This is a genomic window from Commensalibacter sp. M0268 (genome assembly GCF_016101925.1).
Taxonomy (GTDB): domain Bacteria; phylum Pseudomonadota; class Alphaproteobacteria; order Acetobacterales; family Acetobacteraceae; genus Commensalibacter; species Commensalibacter melissae.
The window spans coordinates 717,314-736,311 of the sequence record NZ_JACFPQ010000001.1 but is presented as its reverse complement, the minus strand read 5'-3'; the positions used below and the strand labels follow the sequence as shown (position 1 = coordinate 736,311).

The following is an 18,998-nucleotide window of genomic DNA, read 5'->3' as shown; positions in this document are numbered from 1 at the left end:
AAATTCTCACTTTTCTTCAGATGTTGTGGAAGTTGAAGTCGCTACAGGTGCATTAAAGGGGAGTTGAACAGGTGACGAGGGCATAATCGTACTTACAGCATGTTTATAAACGAGCTGCGCATGACTTTCTCTACGTAATAATATGGAGAAATTATCAAATCCAGAAATGATTCCCTGTAATTTCACGCCATTCACTAAGAAAACAGTAACTGAAACTTTGGAACGGCGGATCTGATTTAAAAAAACATCTTGAATATTTTGATATGTATCTTTTGACAAAATAAAACCTTTACCAATCACTTTATGAAATTGAAACTTGCATATATTAACAGTTTAATTATTTATATTATTATTATTTCTTTCTTCTGATCCGGTAACTCCTAACTGTTTCAATTTTCTGTGTAAAGCACTTCGTTCCATTCCAACAAAACCAGCAGTCCGACTGATATTGCCACCAAACCGCATTAATTGAGCTTGTAAATATTGCGTTTCAAAAATATCACGAGCCTCTCTTAACGGAAGACTGATGATATCAGTTTGTGTATCGATTTTCAATAAACCCGGTGCGTTTTGACCGACATTTGATGGCAACATATCAGTACGGATGGCTTCATTAACATTTCCAGGCATCATGATTAAAAGCCGTTCCATTAAATTGCGTAATTCACGTACGTTTCCTGGCCATTCATAAGTCTGTAAGGTTGTTAGAGCATCTGCTGATAATTCAATGACTGGCACTCCGGTTAATTCAGAATAATGCTTCAAAAAGAAAGTTGCGAGTTCAGGTATATCTTCTCTTCTTTCCTTCAAGCTTGGAATTTTCAAAGGCACAACTGCAAGACGATAATATAAATCCTTGCGGAATCTTCCATTGGCAATTTCCTGGTTTAAATCCTTATTCGTAATGGCAATAACCCTCACATCAACCTTAACGCGGCTGGAACCGCCAACACGTTGAAATGTTTGATCTTGTAATGCTCGAACAATCTTTCCCTGTGTTTCAAGAGGCATGTCGGCAACCTCATCTAACACCAGCGTACCTCCATGAGCCTTTTCCAGAACACCGGTACGTCTTTGCAAATTATTTTGTGTATTGCCCTCAATACCAAACAATTCCTCTTCAAATCTTGTTGGGGAAAGGGTTGCGCAATTTAATACAAAAAAAGGCCCCTCTGCTCTTTTGGATAATTTATGTATAGCTCGAGCAGCCACTTCTTTTCCCGTACCTGGCGCACCATATATTAAAACTCGAGAATTCGTTGGCGCAACACGCTCAATTTGACTTTTGACAGAATTGATAGTTTGACTTTGTCCATTTAATTTAACTTCGTATCCACTTCGAAAACGTAATTCTTCATTTTCCCTTGCCAATTTTGCAGCTTCCAGAGCACGACGGACTACTACTAGCAGATGATCTGTCTTGAAGGGTTTTTCAATAAAATCATATGCACCATGTTGAAGTGCGGAAACAGCAGTTTCTATTGTTCCATGACCTGATATCATGATAGTGGGAACAGCAGGTTTTTCATTTTGTATGAGTTTAAGAATTTCCAAACCATCCATTTTTGACCCTTGCAACCATATATCAAGAATGACTAAGGATGGTCTTCTTGCATGAAAGGCCTTAATCGCTGAATCCGCATCCCCGGCAAGTCGAGTTTCATACCCCTCATCTTGTAAAATTCCCTCAATGAGTAGTCTAATATCTGGCTCATCATCGACGATTAAAATTTCATGCGTCATATTGTCCTCGTATTTGAAAAGTCAAAATTGATATTGTTCCCCGACCTTCGATCCGATCTTTTAACTGTAATGTTCCATTATGTTCTTCCATAATTTTTTTTACAATAGCGAGACCTAATCCTGTTCCCTTAGGTTTATGGGTTACATAAGGTTCAGTTAACCTTAACCTGTCCTCCTGTGGAAGACCAATTCCATCATCTTTTACTGAAATGATAATAGTATTCTTATTTAACTCTAATGTAACCCAAATATTTCCTATGTAATTTTCATGACCGTTACTTTTTTCATTTTTCATATTTATAGCATCTGATGCATTTTGAAACAAGTTGGTGAGAGCCTGACTTATCAATCGCGCATCACAATTCATTTCAATTTTGTCATTGGGCAAATCCGTATGATATCTTATTTCACAATGTGCATTCTGCTGAAGAAATAATGTTTCCCTAATAATGCATGTCACTTCGTTTGTTTTGATAACAGGTTGGGGAAGTCGAGCAAAAGATGAAAACTCATCCACCATTCTACCTATATCACCAACGTGACGTACAATTGTATCAATACACTGATTATATATATCCTGATCTTTGGATATCTCTTTAAGAAAACGTCTTCGAAGTCGTTCTGCAGAAAGTTGGATAGGTGTTAAGGGGTTTTTGATTTCGTGCGCAATTCGACGGGCGATATCTGCCCAGGCGGCTTTTCTCTGCGCCGCTTGTAAATCCGTTATATCATCAAAGGTAATTACAAATCCCTCAATTTCATTTCCCCTAATTTCTGGCCCAATCTGAGCAAGCAACATTCTACTCCCAGCAGAGGTTTTGATCTGAATTTCCTTTTGAATTAATTTATGATTGTTATTGATGATATCTATTTCTTCGGAAATAATTGATAGCAAGGGAGAGAATTCTGGTACAACATCCGTAATTTTATGTCCTATATAATTCATTAAATCAATAGATAGAAGCTGATTTGCTGATCGATTAGGTAATTCAATTACTGCCTGCTTGTCCAACCCAATCACTCCACTGGAAACACCGGATAAAACCGCTTCGGTGAAGCGTCTGCGTTCATCAATTTGCTGATTGGCCTCTATAAGTTCTTTATGCTGGACAGAAAGTTGATTGGTCATTTGATTAAAGGCACGTGCCAAATCGGTTATTTCATCATCCTTACCATATTCAGGTACCCTAACATTTAGGTTACCCTTACTGATTTTTTGTGCGGCTAACGTCAATAACCCGACAGGACGAGCAATTTGATTGGCAATAAAAAGCCCTATCAAAATGGCCACCAAAACAACAAGCAATGCAATCAATGCAAATATAATTACAAACATCACCTGAATTTTTGAACTTTTGTTGTTCAAATCATTATACTGCATAACAACTTTTTCAGTTTTATGCATATGATTAAGAATAACCGGATCAACAGGCCTTATAATCAATAAAACGAGCGGCGGAGTATCGTTAATAGGAATGGCAGCACGAACTGTTTCCTCATCAGGTGAATCCAAAATTGCCACATCATTATGCGACATCAAGGTCGCTGATCGAGGTAATTGTTTGGCGTATGATGTATTATTGAATAAACCGCCCGACGCAATTATTTTTTGGGTAAAAGAGTTATAGACAAAGGCAGCATTTAATCCTCTTAATGTCGCTTGAGAATCAAGAATCTGATCGAGGCTATTACCATCATCATATAGATCCTGACCTGCTTGAGCGTAATTGTTTTGAATACCTTGTATATAATTGGCCAAAGAAAAGGCTTCAGTACGTATATTGTCATTATGTTCCTGTAAATATCCTTTTGAAGCCAGCAAAGCCTCGTTAAGCGCTGTGCTTACCCTGTTATTAAACCAGTTTTGAATGCCAAAATGAAATAAAATTGTCGCAAAAATTCCAACCAAGATGGTTGGAACTATGGCAATAATACTAAATAACACAATCAGCTTGATATGTATTTTTGAACCAACCAACCGTCGTCTATGTTCGGAAATCAAACGAAATATACAAAAAAATAAAGCTAGTATCAATAAAACAAGAACAAATCCGTTAATACTTAAAATAACAAATTGTACCGATGATTTATGAGATGTAACAATTCCACCTGAAAGAATAACAAAAGTGATGATTGTAAAAATCAAGGCCAGCACAACCAAGAAAATAGTGGCTTTTCTATTAGAAAATTTTTCAGTAACCTTATTCACTTTCTGCTTATAGATTTTTCCAGACATGTTGAGCCTTTATGTTTTTTACTCAATTCGAGAAGATTAAACATTTTCATTTTTTTACGTAACGTATTTCGATTTATTCCCAGCATCGAAGCCGTTTTTATTTGATTGCCTTCAGCTTCCACAAGAGCCATTTCAATCAATGGTCGCTCAACTTCCATTATAATTTTTTCATGTAAATTTGAAATTGGTTGACCTTTATTTTCAATAAAGTAACGGTTTAGATGACTTTCAATCAGTTTTGACAAAGGCTTTAATCTGTCCAACTTGAATGATTTATCAATCATGGAAGAATCATTTAAAATCTTTTTTACAAAATCAACCTCGATTGTTTCATAGGGATATAGAATCAATAGACGAGTTATGATATTCTTTAATTCACGAATATTTCCTGGCCAACTATAAGTCAAAAAATAATCCATAGTCTCGTTAGAAAAATTTATAATATTTTGATCATTTTTTAAAAAATGTTGGATAAGTAAAGGTATATCCTCAGTTCTCTCCCTTAAAGGGGGAAGATATAATGGTGCAATATTTAAACAATAAAAGAGATCTTCTCTGAAATGCCCGGTTTTAACCAACTCAAATAGATTGTTTTTTGACGTCGCTATGATACGGTAATTTTTTGTGTTTGAATTATTCATTGAGAAACAAAAATTTTTTTCAAGAAATTTCAATAGATGAAATTGGGCAGATAGTGATAACTCACCTATTTCATCCAAAAATAATGTACCTTTATAGTTTTTCTCCAGATTGTCTATTTCTTTTTTATTTTCATGAATAAAAGGAGTATATTTCAAAAGCTCATTTTCAATATCATCATCCTGTAAAATAGCCAAATTTATCGTTATAAATGAATTGTTTTTTCTATTACCATAATTGTGTAAAACTTTTGCAACGAGCTCTTTACCTGTTCCGCTTTCTCCCGTGATAAGAACAGTCAAATCAGATTGAATTAGCCTAGCGATCATACGATACAATTCCTGCATCGCTGTTGACTGACCAATTAAGGGTAAATTTTCTTCATGAATAATTCCATCAAAATTATAAAAATTGACTTTTAAGGATTTTAATGCTTTTTGTACCGTTGCAATTAACTTATTAAGGTCAAATGGTTTTGGGAAATATTCAAAAATATTCTTTCTTTTAACCTCTAATGCCGTTGAAAGTGTTGATAATGCACTTATAGCAATAATGGGTATGTCAATATTAAATGATTTAATCCTGTCAATAACATCAAAGCCATTTATATCAGGCATCATTATGTCTGTTATGACAAGATCAACTTTATTTTTCTTAACCCAATCCAATCCCAATTCAACTTTTGTCGTTGCCATTACATTAAATTCTAGTCGTGTAAAGGCCTGACTTAAAACTGTTCTGATCGAGGTATCATCATCCAGAATTAAGATTGTTGATTTTTTTATAACCATTTTTAATTAATTACAACTTAATATCTCAGGTTCGATTTGGATTGTTTGATGGGAAGATATATCTTAAAATCAGTGAATTTTTTATTTCGTTCAACATCAATCATACCTCCATGATTTTGAACAATTTTTTTACATAAAGCTAATCCGATTCCCAATCCATTTTCCTTGTCACTAATAAACGGATTGAAAAGATGATCTTTTATTTTTTCAGATACGCCTGCTCCAGTATCTCTAATAACAATCAATAATGGTAAAAAATTATAGTGATGACACGCCTCTTTTATCATCAAATCTGATTGATATTTGGTTATTATACTTATTTCATCTTGATTATCAAAATTTTGCAATGCTTCTGAAGCATTTTTGATAAGATTAAGAAATAATTGTATTAATGCATCTTTATCGCCCATTATTAAAGGTAGAGATGGATCGTATAATGCATTGATTCTGATATCTTTAGCAAAACCGTTTTTTGCGATTTGAATAACATGATTCAAAATAGCATGAATATTCAACTTCGAATATTTGATATGTTTATGCGTTTCATCAATATATCTATCAAGCATTTTACTTATGCGCTCAACTTCTGTACAAATTAAGCCGGTTAGCTTTTTATCTTCATTTGTAACAGTTTGTTGCAGCAATTGTGCCGCACCAAGAATACCTGACAATGGGTTTTTTATTTCATGCGAAAGCATGAGTGACAGATTTTTTTCAATCTGATTGAAATCAGTTGTTTGCCGTGAATTCCTGATGATATTGAGCAAGGAATGATCATGAAATGTAACGATATATAGATCATCATTATTTTCAACTGGAGCCAGAGAAAGAAAAAATTCTTTATTATTACCGTTTTTCAATCTTAATTTCATTCCGTATTGTCTAACAACACGTCCATTTTCTTTTACTTGTGAAAACAATGTTGAAAAAGATATATTTTCCAGCAAAAAATCATTCAATTCACAACAATAGGCGGATTTTCTGGAAATATTCAAAAACAACTCTGCCTGATGATTCAGATAAACAATTTTTCCGAAATGATTGATAATCACCAATGGAAAAGGTAAAGCCTCAATTATCTCATTACTATCTGTAAAAACATGAATATTTTTGCTCATCATAAATTTCAATTAACAAATTCATGCCTTATTAAAAATTCATCACTATGGAAATCATAGAATTCGTTAATTGCATAGATTACATCCCTGGCGTTGTCCATTTTATTAATTGACGCTCTGAATGAAGCGGAATCAGGTAAGCCCGCACAGTACCATGATAAATGTTTACGGGCCAATCTTAATCCAGAATACTCCCCATAATAGGTTAACATGGAATCATAATGAGATAGAATGATCTCTTTTTCTTCCTGCAAGGTTATAGGTGCTGGAATATCCTTGCATTGCAGGTAATGGATAATCTTGGATAAAAGCCAGGGTTTTCCGTAAACACCCCGTCCAATCATAATTCCGTCAGCCTTTGATTGTTGCAAAGCAATCACAGAAGTATTGAAATCAACAATATCACCGTTAACGATTACTGGAATTTTAACAGCTTCCTTAACATACTTCACAAAAGACCAATCTGCTTTCCCCTTATATAATTGCTGTCGTGTTCTGCCATGCACTGTAATCATTTTAATCCCACATTCTTCAGCAATTCTGGCCAATTGCGGGGCATTTAGAGATTGATGATCCCATCCCATACGCATTTTAAGCGTAACCGGAACATCAACGGCTTTAACCACTGCTTCCAATATAATTGATGCTTTTAATTCATCCTTCATCAGGGCTGAGCCAGCTTGTTGACCCACAGCCACTTTCTTGACGGGGCAGCCAAAATTAATATCAATAATATCAGCGCCTTTATCAACAGCGATTCGTGCCGCCTCAGCCATGGCTTGAGGATCTGAACCAGCCAATTGGGTAGAGTTCAAGCCCTTTGTAATGGGTTCAGCCATTTGCAACGTTGTCTTGTTTTCACGAATCATGGCCCATGAGGCTATCATTTCGGAAACAACCAGACCCGCACCGAATTTCTTGACCAATTGTCTGAATGGAAAATCTGTCACTCCTGCCATAGGTGCCAGAATAACAGGATAGTTGATTATTTTATCCCCAGCAAGGCAAATCGGCTTCAAATCAGGAATGTCTTTAGCGGTATCTGTAATCATTTTCGGTATTTTTTTCAATTTGATTTCGTAAAATTTATCACAATTGATTTATTATTTAAAACATGATTAATAAAGTCTTTTACTTTAATTATAGTTTAACAAAAATATCTTTTTTTATACAATTCAGTTATTATGCGCATCGCTCTTATTCTTCTATCTGCCGGTTCAGGTAAACGGTTCAATCAAAATGGAACGTTACCAAAACAGTATGTTCGATTGCTGGGCCATCCTGTCATCTTTCATGCTGCCAAAGCATTTTTACCTCATGTTGATCTTGTACAGCCCGTAGGTGATGCCTCATTGCTGTCTCCAATTTTAAATGATCTAAAAAATAATAAGATTTTACCAATCATTCAAGGGGGGGAAGAACGACAGGATAGTGTAAAGGCCGGTCTGGAAGCATTGGCAAAACTTCCCGAACCTGAACAGCCTGATGTTGTTCTAATACATGATGGAGCAAGACCGAATGTATCATCTGAGATTATTACAAAGGTAATTGACGCTCTTAAACAATATCCTGCAGCTATTCCCGCCATTCCCGTTGCTGAAACACTTAAAAAATCTAAACAAAATATTATTGAGAATACAATTTCGAGAGATGATTTATATCGTGCACAAACACCTCAAGGATTTAATTTTCGCCAATTACTTAAAATTCATCGCGGTTCATTCTCCAAAGGAGCGACAGACGATGCAGCGCTTTTTGAACAGGCAGGATTACCCGTTATGTTGGTCATGGGTGATGAAAACAATATTAAATTAACCTACAAAAATGATTTGAAACGATTGGAATGCCTTATGTCTAAAGTAATGATTCCGAGAATAGGTTCCGGTTTTGACGTGCATGCTTTTGAAAAAGATCGTCCATTGATCCTGTGCGGTATTAATATACCCTATGAACATGGATTGGCAGGCCATTCAGATGCCGATGTTGCTTTGCATGCTTTATGTGATGCTATCTACGGTGCTTTGGCTGAAGGGGATATCGGCAGTCATTTTCCTCCCTCTGATCCTCAATGGAAAAATGCGGATAGCCAAAAATTTATTATTCATGCCGGAAAACGCATAATAGAACGTGGTGGTAAAATAAGTAATCTGGATATTACCCTGATTTGTGAAAAACCGAAAATGCGTCCGTATATCGATTCAATGAGGCAAAAAATCTCAGAATTGTTGCAACTCAAACTTTCAGCTATATCCGTTAAAGCGACAACTACCGAAAAACTGGGATTTACAGGCCGCCAGGAAGGTATTGCCTGTCAAGCGGTAATATGTTTGCTTATGCCAGAAGAGGAAACTTGGTCTAAAATTTAACTTTCAAACTATTTTCTGAGGTTTGATAATCAATTTATTTAAACCTCAATTATTAACATATTCAAGATAATCTACACATTCATTGATTTCTTTCTGTATAAGGTTTAATCTTTGTTGTTGTTCTGCATCATAACCCCAAATTTGAGATTGAATATGTTCATCCAGATAAGCATACTCAAATCCTTGCTGTGCTGATAACTTTCTTTCAAAAATGGCAATTGATAATACAACACTTCCCAATAATGGTATAATTACAGCAAAAAAAGTCAACTCTTCATCAGAAAGCTTCATAATATAGGTTTTTATCTTATTGATTGTTTGTTTATCCTGCACAATAGGCATAACCCCTTTTGTCATTCTAAAGGTTATATGTAAAAACTCTTCAATCCATTGCAAAATAGGTTGCCATAGCTGATTTTGTCTATTTACCAATTGTTTAGGTTTTTCCGCACGATAGCAAAGCAATTCACCATTTACATAGGGAAGAAGGACATCAATATATTTCTTACGATCAGGTTTGATTTTTTCAATAAGAGTACTGATTATTCGCGTAATGGGTAAAGTATCAAATGAAAAAATATCTCCTTTTTTACAACCGGCATTTTGCCATTCATCTACTATTCTTTTTGCTAGCGTTTCGTTAGATACTTTTAATATCGATTTCTGCGGAAGACGTAATAATTGTTTATCAAGATATATCCTAAAACCATCATCATCTTTGATATAAGTTGCCTTATCCCAAAAACGGCGCAATTTTAATGGTTTGTTCATATAATTTTTCCAATATCAGGTATTTATAATTATTGTGCTCTAGCTTTTGATAAGGAATCTGAACAATAATCGGTGCGTTCAAGCATTTTTTTTATCGTATTAATACTTAGGGTAAAAACCTTATCTTTATTTTTTTCAAAGTTTATAATCGGTTTGTCAAGATTGCCTTTAATAATGATTGGCACGGAGGCACTGAATGAACCCAATGAGATATCGGGAACAATATGAAAATCAATTTGATGTGCGGGTATGGAATAATACCCTGTTCCATTCAGGGCAAATTTTTTAGCCTGAAGTGTAAATGTATCAAAATATAATTGATCATTTTTCAGGTTAAAATGTACTGCCAAACATTGCGTTGAAAGATTCTTTTTCAATGGCAAAGTATCAGCTGCTTTACCTAGATAATGTCTTAATCCTTCAGCCTTGACAATTCCTCCAATTCCGGCTATTCCAACACGTCCAACCATTGAATGAATCCACTGATCATAATTTGAACCTTTAGCTGAAATATTTCCAGTCACTTCAATAGGACCACTATACAATTCTGCCAACTTATATCTTTGTTCCAGCCACTCCATCGGAAAAACGGATGGATGGATCGTAACATACAGTTTTTGATCATCATTGTTATGATTATAGGCGATATCAAGATTAAGATGATTTTGTTTATTAATGAACTGTGCATTGTTAATTTTTAACTGATTGTTATTCCAATTAAAATATCCTGAAAAATTATTAAAATTATATTGATTAAATTGAAGATTTTTACCGTTTATACTACCTTCTGCACCCAAATTATGCAAAATTTCATCGCGAATATGATTGATTGACTGAATGTTAACTCTAAAAGGCAAATATATTTTACCACTATAAAATATATCATGTGCTTCAACAAAACCAATTTTAGAAAATTGATGGTCAATTTTTAATGCATTTAATTTTATTATGAGAGATGGATTTTTTCCTCCTACTGTCCCATGAATCTGTGCCGAATAATTATCTGATGACAAATTTCCCTTTATGGGTATTTCCTTGAGATTATTTGAAAACAATATTTGTTGAAAATTATTCAATGTTCCCAAATCGCCAGCCCAACTGAATATATTGTCATTCAGTTTACCCTTAAACTGGATATTTATATTTTCATTAAACTGATTGGCCATGATTTGGACATTCGTCAAATCGAAATCTTTGTATGATTCCCTAATTGGAATATAACCCATATTTAATTGTAACAGTTTTATTTTTGGTTTTAAATTTTTCTCCGTTTCTGTATCAATATCTTCAAGTAGCGTATTGAAGGTAATATTTTCAACCAATGGTAAATTGGCATGTGGGAATAACAAATTAAGGTTCTGCAGGTTTAGAATCGCACCTCTTGCCGATATTGAGAAATTTTTCAAATTGATAGAATCTTTTACAGTTCCATTGACATGTATATTTCCGACATTTTGGTTTTGAAAATACTCTGTTAAAACCATTTGGAATTTAACAGGAGATGAAGAAACTACATTTCTATGCAATAGCAAAGCATCCGCATGATTAATACGTCCAGATAATGAAAAATTCGCTTGATGATTATGTCCATTAATTTCAAAACGTATCTTATTCCCTTCAAACTGATCAATATCAACAGTTTTCAAAAGAAAATGTGCATGTTTATTATTTCTAAAATTATCGTAACATGTCTGAACATGACTGAAATTGATTGTCCTGAAATTAACTGTCCATTTTTTCTTATTTTTTTTCTTATTTTTTTCAGACAGAATATCTGATTTTTTATAGGGATGAAATTCCCAGTTTTTTATACCTTCTTGATTTTCTTCCAAATTTAATTTTACATTTGAAAGTTCCAATGCATGAATATTGATATTTTTTTTTAACAAAGACAATAAATTAATTTTCGCTGAAAATTTCCCTGCATGAATGAAATAATCAGCCTTGCCATCTTTTATATTTTCCAAAGCAATATCCGATGCTTTGATTTCAGGCCAGGGAACTAATTGAAGAGACAAATGATTTAAATGGACTTTTCGTCCTGTTTTTTTTTCAATTATTTCTGATAATTGATCATTGATTTTTTGCCGGTCAATCATGTAATTGATTGCAAGGTTACTTCCCGCTATCAATAATACAGAGGCTCCCAAAACACCAATAAATATCTTTTTCTTTTTTAGCATCATTAATCTTTGGATTCATTTAATAATGGTAAGTTAAAAATATAAACTAATCAGAAATAACATGATGGTTTTTTTATGCAATCATAAAACGAAATTAATTTTTCAAATGAAATATTTTCAGTTATATTTCTTATCTTTTATTAACTTTGACACAATTACCGGATGGCATATCAAATCCCAATCTCTTAAATGTTTCTTTCATATGGGATGACAATTCAACTTCAACCTCCAGATATCCACCCTGGGGATGAGGAATGATTATTGCGCGGGCATGAAGATGTAGTAATTCTGGAAAACCTTCGAGTGAGCCATTCACTTGATTATATTTTCTATCCCCCAATATAGGACAGTTCATCGCCGAACAATGAACACGAAGTTGATGCATGCGTCCAGTAAGGGGATATAATTCGACCCAGGCAAATTTCCTGGCGGCATAATCTTTAACCATATATTCCGTTACAGCTTTTTGCGCATTTTTATTTTCTTCTGAAACAACGACATATGATTCGCCCGGACGTTCAACTTTCAATAATGGTAGCGTCACCCTACCACTTGATGAAACGGGACGACCTGTTGTAATGGCCCAGTATATTTTTTTTACTGCCCTGCCTCTGAACGCAGCAGTTAGTTTTGCTGCAGCAGCTGGATGACGAGCAATCAATAATATACCGGAAGTATCTTTATCCAAACGATGAACCAAACAGGGACGATAGTTACTATTCTCCCTCAATGCTTCGAGCATTCCGTCAATATGAAATCTTACATTACTACCCCCCTGAACAGCAATACCGGACGGTTTATTTATAACAAATAGATCGCTATCTTCATAAATAATCCAGCTTTTAACTTTTTTTGAAAAATGGGAATCCATGTCATGATTTTTTTTTGATGATAGAACACCTTTTTCAACAAGAGGAAGCCGAACAACATTTCCAGTATTCAAATGTGTAGATGCCTGAATTCTTTTTTTATCAACCCTTATTTGACCGGTTCTGCACAATTTTTGAATCATGCCCTGCGTAAATTGGGGGTAATTTCTTTTTACCCAACGATCAAGACGCACTTCACCATCTTCATCTTTAACCGTAATATTTAAAATTTTCATATAATCTATTTATTTCTAAGTTTATTCCACTGTTCAAGACGTTTTGAAATGATCTCTTCTGTTCCCCGATGTGTGGGAAAATAAAACTGTTCACGTTTCATACGATCAGGAAAATAGTTTTGTCCAGAAAATCCCTCTTCTGTATCATGATCATACTGATATCCCTTGCCATAACCAAGCTCTTTCATCACTTTGGTTGGCGCGTTCAATATATGGGCTGGTGGCATCAAGCTTCCCGTTTTTTTTGCAACCGCTCTCGCTTTGTTATAGGCTTTATAAACAGCATTGGACTTTGGTGCTGTTGCCAAGTAAACTACCAGTTCAGCTAATGCGATTTCCCCTTCAGGTGATCCTAACCGTTCATAACTCTCCCAAGCTGAAATTGCCAGTATCTGAGCATTAGGTGAGGCTAATCCAATATCTTCCGATGCAAAACGGGTCAATCGTCTTGCAATATATCTTGGATCCTCTCCACCCTCCAACATTCTCGCGAACCAGTACAAGGCAGCATCGGGATCCGAACCTCGAAGTGATTTATGCAGGGCTGAAATCAAATTATAATGCCCATCCCTATCCTTATCATACAATACTGCTTTTTGGCTTAGTAATTCATTTAACGCATTTTCATCAATTTTATGAACAAAATTTTGTTTGATTAATTGTTCTACCATATTCAAGAGATAGCGACCATCTCCATCTGCCATGGCAATAAGAACATGTAAGGCTTTATCCGTAAGAGGCAATTTCTTTTCAGTATTAATTTCAACACGCTGAATGAGTTGTTTCAACGCTTCTTCATCAAGACGTTTCAGTACCATCAATTGGCAACGGGATAACAAAGCACCATTTAACACGAAAGATGGATTTTCAGTGGTCGCCCCTATCAGAATAATAGTTCCATCTTCAACAACGGGTAAAAAACTGTCTTGTTGAGTACGGTTGAAACGGTGAATTTCGTCCACAAATAATAGGGTACCCTTACCGGTTTGTTGTCTATATTTTCTTGCCTCGTCAAAAATTTTTTTTAATTCTGCCACCCCGGAAAAAATTGCGGATATTTGAACAAATCTCAAATTTGTATACTGGGAAATAATCCGGGCAATCGTCGTCTTCCCTGTTCCAGGATAACCCCACAAAATCAAACTTGATAAAGTACCATGATTAATCATACGGGTAATAATGCCCTTTTTACCAACCAAATGATTTTGTCCGACAACCTCCTCCAATTCCACTGGCCGCAATTGATCAGCCAGAGGAACCTTATTATCAATCATTGACTTCTTATTTGAATTCTCACTAAAAAAGGTGTGATCGGAGGCAAAAAGATCCTTGTCATTCTTTGATGCGGAAAAGATCATGAGGAATTCCGAATTAACTTGTCAATTTTATTTATTTCGCGTGAACATTACCGTAGGAGGGCGCTCCCACACCAGGACAACTGCATGGAGAGCCCAGAGGAACTTGATATGGAGTATGACAGCTATAAATTCCTGCCTTGCAAACAGATCCATAACCAACAGATGATTGTGTTCCTGCCGGAACTGGTGTTTCAGCTGTTCCTGAACATCCATTAAGAAACAGCGCGGATGAAACTAAACAGATACCGATACAAAAAAAATGTTTGATATTATTTATTCTTAAATTCACCATTTTCTTTTCATTCATTTTCTTCAATACTATTTTTATTAACGTTATGATTGAATATTATAATTTTCTATTCAAGGATTGATTTTTATCCGACATAAAGTTATCCACAATTTGGGGGATAAACTTGAGGAATAGTTTGTGTGTTATTATAGGATAATATGCTAAAAAACTGTATAAATATATCATTTATGTTATAAACATATATAATATAAAGGTTTTTATCTAACTTTAACAGCTGGATAACATAAACTTTGCAATTATGAAATCAAGCCTTAACTAGAGACTAAATTGAAAAATAGAACAAGATTTTTAACTTTTATAATCACCCTATTTCCCTTGACTGTTTATGGACAATCAAGTGATGAAAAATCAATCAGTTTTTCATATGAACAATTACAACCTATTTTCAAAATTTTACGAACCCAATCAACAACAATAAGTCCCTCATGTATTGAAACCTTAAAAGATATACATGAATTGAAAAAACAAAAAGCCGATGACAAGTTTGACAATGACAGGGATGTCAACAGTAAAATATTAAGATCCCTATACAACAATGCACTGGAATTTTGCAAAGTGGACGCGAGAAATATATGCAGTCACCAAGTTCCCATTTCCATACGCATGGAATGTAGAAAACTTTCAGACTAACAATCCATACGCTGAAAAGCCGGATCAATATATATTTACAATTTTTTTATTTCCAACGCCAGTTTTTGATTTCTGGCATATCTTCACCATATTGGCGAATATATAATTCATGCTCAACAAGTTTGTCTCTAACAAACTGGTCTATATAAGCTATTTTTGATTTGTAACGATCAACCCTGTTCATGATATTTGATACCAAGTGATAACGATCAAGATTGTTCAATACAACCATATCAAAAGGTGTTGTGGTTGTTCCTTCTTCTCTGAAACCATGAACATGAAAATTTCTTGCATTGCTTCGTTTATAAATAAGTGAGTGAATTAATCTTGGAAAACCATGATAAGCAAAGATAACTGGTTTGTTGATTGTAAACAAGGCATCAAATTCTTGATTTGACAATCCATGTGGATGCTGATCATCTGTCATAAGAGTCATCAGGTCAACAACATTGATAAAACGAATTTTAAGATCTGGTACATATTCGTTAAGAATTTTGCTCGCCGCCAATGCTTCAAGCGTTGGCACATCACCAGCGCATGCCACAATGACATCGGGTTCTGTTCCTTTATCGTTACTGGCCCATTCCCAAATGCCAAGGCCTTTATAACAATGTTTAATTGCCTCATCCATGGTAAGCCACTGGGGCTCTGGCTGCTTGCCGGCAACAATAACATTGATACGGTCCGAACTTTTTAAACAGTGACTCGTGACCAGCAACAGGGTATTAGCATCTGGTGGCAAATAAACCCTGCTCATTTTAGGTTTTTTCGAAACAACATGATCTATGAAACCGGGATCTTGATGACTGAACCCATTATGATCCTGCCGCCAAACATGAGAAGTCAAAAGGATATTTAAAGACGAAATTGGCCGCCGCCATTCCACCTTGCTCGCCTCGTCCAACCACTTTGCAAATTGATTGACCATTGAGTCGACAATATGGATAAAAGCCTCGTAACAGGAAAACAATCCATGTCTTCCAGTCAATAAATATCCTTCAAGCCAACCCTCAACCGTATGTTCACTTAAAATTTCCATCACCTGTCCCTTATGGGCCAAATGATCATCGTAATCATATATTTCGGCATTCCAGACCCGATCGGTTACTTCAAATACCTTATTCAAACGATTTGAATTATTTTCATCAGGGGAAAGAAGCAAAAAATTTTCAGGATTATTTTTAATGACATCTCTTAAAAACTCTCCCATTATCCTGGTTGATTCAGCAATTACATGACCATGTTTCGTCATTTTTACTGCATATTGTCGATAATCAGGTAACTTCAAGGGTTGTCTGAGCAACCCGCCATTCCCATTCGGATTGGCGCTCATACGTTTATCCCCCTTGGGTGCCAATTCTGCAATTTCTGGAAATATTGCCCCTTTTTCATCAAATAACGCATCAGGATGGTAGGATCTCATCCATTTTTCTAATAATTTCAGATGTTTTGGATTGCTCAAATCCCCAAAAGGAATCTGATGTGCACGCCAATAATCTTCCACTTTTTCTCCATCAATGGTTTTCGGGCATGTCCAACCTTTTGGGCTTTTAAAAATAATGGCTGGCCATAATGGACGACCGGTATCATTATTTTTGCGTGCATTCTGTTGTATTCGATGAATACGATTGAATGCAGTATTCATGGCTGAAGCCATTTTCTGATGCATTGAATCTGGATCATTGTCTTCAACAAAAATTGGATCATAGCCGTACCCCTTGATTAAATTGATTAATTCCTGATGGGATATACGTGCCAATATAGTCGGGTTTGCAATTTTATAGCCATTCAAATGAAGAATGGGTAAGACAGCACCATCTGTTTTTGGATTAACAAATTTATTACTGTGCCATGATGTTGCCAAGGGTCCTGTTTCTGCCTCACCATCACCTATAACACATGCAACGGTCAGATCAGGATTGTCAAATATTGCCCCATATGCATGTGAAAGCGAATATCCAAGTTCTCCACCCTCATGAATGGATCCTGGTGTTGGTGCACCTGTATGGCTTGGAATGCCGCCGGGAAAGGAAAATTGTTTGAACAATTTCTGCATTCCCACTTCATCCTGTGTAATCTCGGGAAAAAGTTCTGTATAAGTCCCTTCAAGATAGGTTGACGCCACAACCCCAGGAGCCCCATGACCTGGCCCAGCTATAAAAAGAATATCGTTATTTCGTTCTCTGATAATACGGTTCAGATGAAGATAAATGAAATTGAGGCCCGGGGTTGTTCCCCAATGTCCAAGCAATCGTGGTTTGGTATGTTCCAGTTTCAATGGTTCCCTCAATAAAGGGTTATCCATTAGATAGATCTGTCCGATGGATAGATAATTGGCGGCATGCCACCATTTATTAAATAAGTCCACTTCATGTTCAGATAAAAGCTTTTTATCAGTCATTTTTTACTCCTTGATAAATAGCTATTGTTAAACTCAATAAGAGTTATTAAAACCCCGGATTCATGCACGCTGTTTCGAATTTAATAAAAGCTGTTGTATTTCTTTCAATATGATGAACTCCTCATTGGTCGGGATTGTATATACCTTGATATTGCTTTCTGAAGTACTGATCAGTTCATTTCCATCTTTATTTGCCTGTTCATCGATTTCAATCCCTAGCCAGGACAAAGTCTGACAGACTACAGACCGGACATATGTGGCATGTGCACCGATACCAGCTGTAAAAATCAATCCGTCAATCCCTTTTAGACAAACAATTAGCCGACCTATTTCTCCAATCAGTTTATAAATAAACAAATCCAGTGCCTGTTTGGCAAATTTCGATTTTGGTCCATTTTGGGCAATTTCATGAATAAGACCTCGCATATCACTTGAAACCTCGGATACACCTAACAAACCAGATTGTTTCCAGATTATATCCTCAATTTCATCGGGAGACCTTTTTTCTTCACGAGTCATATATAAGACGACATTTGGATCGATCTGTCCAGTACGTGTACCCATCACCAAACCGTCCAAGGGCGTAAAACTCATGGACGTATCAATGGATTTTCCCTTATTTATAGCCGCAACACTTGAACCATTTCCAAGATGCGCCACAACTATTTTACCCTTAATCAGAGGGGATTTATTTTTTTGCAAATAATGCACGATATAATGATAGGAAAGACCATGAAACCCATAACGTCTCAATCCACTATCATAATATTTTCTTGGAAGGGCAAAGCGTTTAGCTTTATCTGGCATCGTGGCATGAAAAGCGGTATCAAAACAAGCAACCTGAGTAATATCCGGATATTTATCCATTATGACTTTCATGGGAGCAAGGCTGGCCGGTTGATGCAAGGGTACAAATGGTGTCAATGAATCCAAATAACTGTAAATTTTTTGATCAATAACAACAGGACGATAATATTTCATCCCACCATGAACCACACGATGACCGATTGCCAGAATTCTATCTTTTTTCATAAAATCGAAAAGCCATTTCAAGACCTGATCCAACAATTCATCCCTGGCATCAAGTTTTGCATATTGACCATCTGTCCATTTTTTTTCATGAATGATTTTATCTTGATGATCGGTTATTTTCAAATGTGGTCCTGATCCAATCCCCTCTAGTAATCCTTTGGAATATAATTCAAAATCTGAATTATTCTGACTCCGATACAGAGAAAATTTTAGACTTGATGAACCCGCATTAATGATTAATACGACCGATGCCATACACGAAACCCTTCTAGAAAAATAACCTATATATCTAGAAAAGCATAAAGTTAAAAAACT

15 protein-coding genes are annotated in these 18,998 nt (G+C 35.5%); 2 read left to right on the top strand and 13 right to left on the bottom strand.

The genetic code is table 11. The features are described from left to right. Positions 1-6: 6 nt before the first annotated feature. Genes hfq through dusB form a run of 6 tightly spaced genes read right to left on the bottom strand, consistent with a single transcriptional unit; the run spans position 7 to position 7,579 of the window. Positions 7-279 carry an RNA chaperone Hfq gene (gene hfq / locus H3R28_RS03340; protein ID WP_198208786.1) on the bottom strand — a complete coding sequence of 91 codons (273 nt, stop codon included), beginning with the start codon at positions 277-279 and terminating at the stop codon, positions 7-9. A 54-nt stretch (positions 280-333) separates the two neighbouring features. Continuing rightward, positions 334-1,743, bottom strand: a complete 1,410-nt coding sequence (locus tag H3R28_RS03335; RefSeq protein ID WP_155566792.1) for a sigma-54 dependent transcriptional regulator — start codon at positions 1,741-1,743, stop codon at positions 334-336. Then, complete coding sequence (locus H3R28_RS03330; protein WP_198208788.1) at positions 1,733-3,979, bottom strand: PAS domain-containing sensor histidine kinase; 2,247 nt, start codon at positions 3,977-3,979, stop codon at positions 1,733-1,735. Before H3R28_RS03330 ends, H3R28_RS03335 begins: the two co-directional genes overlap by 11 nt. Beyond that, entirely contained in the window at positions 3,949-5,409 is a 1,461-nt protein-coding gene (locus H3R28_RS03325) for a sigma-54 dependent transcriptional regulator (protein WP_198208790.1), read from the bottom strand. Before H3R28_RS03325 ends, H3R28_RS03330 begins: the two co-directional genes overlap by 31 nt. 17 nt (positions 5,410-5,426) lie before the next feature. Further along, on the bottom strand, positions 5,427-6,527 hold the full coding sequence (locus tag H3R28_RS03320) for a nitrogen regulation protein NR(II) (protein WP_198208792.1): 1,101 nt from the start codon (positions 6,525-6,527) through the stop codon (positions 5,427-5,429). 8 nt (positions 6,528-6,535) lie between these two features. Next, positions 6,536-7,579: a tRNA dihydrouridine synthase DusB gene (gene dusB, locus H3R28_RS03315; protein ID WP_198209490.1), complete on the bottom strand. Its 1,044-nt coding sequence runs from the start codon at positions 7,577-7,579 to the stop codon at positions 6,536-6,538. 132 nt (positions 7,580-7,711) lie between these two features. Between dusB and H3R28_RS03310 the strand changes: the two genes are divergently transcribed. Next, a complete protein-coding gene (locus H3R28_RS03310; protein WP_198208794.1) occupies positions 7,712-8,893 on the top strand; it encodes a bifunctional 2-C-methyl-D-erythritol 4-phosphate cytidylyltransferase/2-C-methyl-D-erythritol 2,4-cyclodiphosphate synthase in 1,182 nt (393 codons plus the stop codon). A gap of 45 nt (positions 8,894-8,938) precedes the next feature. Here the strand turns inward: H3R28_RS03310 and H3R28_RS03305 are convergent, their stop codons facing one another. The 5 genes from H3R28_RS03305 to H3R28_RS03285 form a co-directional block, all read right to left on the bottom strand. Next, on the bottom strand, positions 8,939-9,664 hold the full coding sequence (locus H3R28_RS03305; RefSeq protein ID WP_198208796.1) for an ATP12 family chaperone protein: 726 nt from the start codon (positions 9,662-9,664) through the stop codon (positions 8,939-8,941). Between the two features lie 29 nt (positions 9,665-9,693). Further along, positions 9,694-11,850, bottom strand: coding sequence for an AsmA family protein (locus H3R28_RS03300; RefSeq protein ID WP_198208798.1), 2,157 nt, complete (start codon positions 11,848-11,850; stop codon positions 9,694-9,696). 127 nt (positions 11,851-11,977) lie between these two features. Continuing rightward, the gene (locus H3R28_RS03295) at positions 11,978-12,952 is read right to left on the bottom strand and encodes an RluA family pseudouridine synthase (protein ID WP_155571929.1); all 975 of its coding nucleotides are present in this window, start codon (positions 12,950-12,952) and stop codon (positions 11,978-11,980) included. A 5-nt stretch (positions 12,953-12,957) separates the two neighbouring features. Then, positions 12,958-14,226 carry a replication-associated recombination protein A gene (locus H3R28_RS03290; RefSeq protein ID WP_232351192.1) on the bottom strand — a complete coding sequence of 423 codons (1,269 nt, stop codon included), beginning with the start codon at positions 14,224-14,226 and terminating at the stop codon, positions 12,958-12,960. 115 nt (positions 14,227-14,341) lie between these two features. Further along, positions 14,342-14,617 carry a hypothetical protein gene (locus H3R28_RS03285; RefSeq protein ID WP_232351167.1) on the bottom strand — a complete coding sequence of 92 codons (276 nt, stop codon included), beginning with the start codon at positions 14,615-14,617 and terminating at the stop codon, positions 14,342-14,344. Between the two features lie 270 nt (positions 14,618-14,887). Here H3R28_RS03285 and H3R28_RS03280 point away from each other — a divergent pair, with 270 nt between their 5' ends. After that, complete coding sequence (locus H3R28_RS03280) at positions 14,888-15,250, top strand: hypothetical protein (protein WP_198208802.1); 363 nt, start codon at positions 14,888-14,890, stop codon at positions 15,248-15,250. A 46-nt stretch (positions 15,251-15,296) separates the two neighbouring features. Here H3R28_RS03280 and H3R28_RS03275 read toward each other — a convergent pair whose 3' ends face one another. Beyond that, on the bottom strand, positions 15,297-17,651 hold the full coding sequence (locus H3R28_RS03275) for a phosphoketolase (protein WP_198208804.1): 2,355 nt from the start codon (positions 17,649-17,651) through the stop codon (positions 15,297-15,299). A gap of 60 nt (positions 17,652-17,711) precedes the next feature. Further along, positions 17,712-18,938 (bottom strand): acetate/propionate family kinase, encoded by a 1,227-nt coding sequence (locus tag H3R28_RS03270; protein ID WP_198208805.1) that lies wholly within the window; start codon positions 18,936-18,938, stop codon positions 17,712-17,714. Positions 18,939-18,998: the final 60 nt, after the last annotated feature.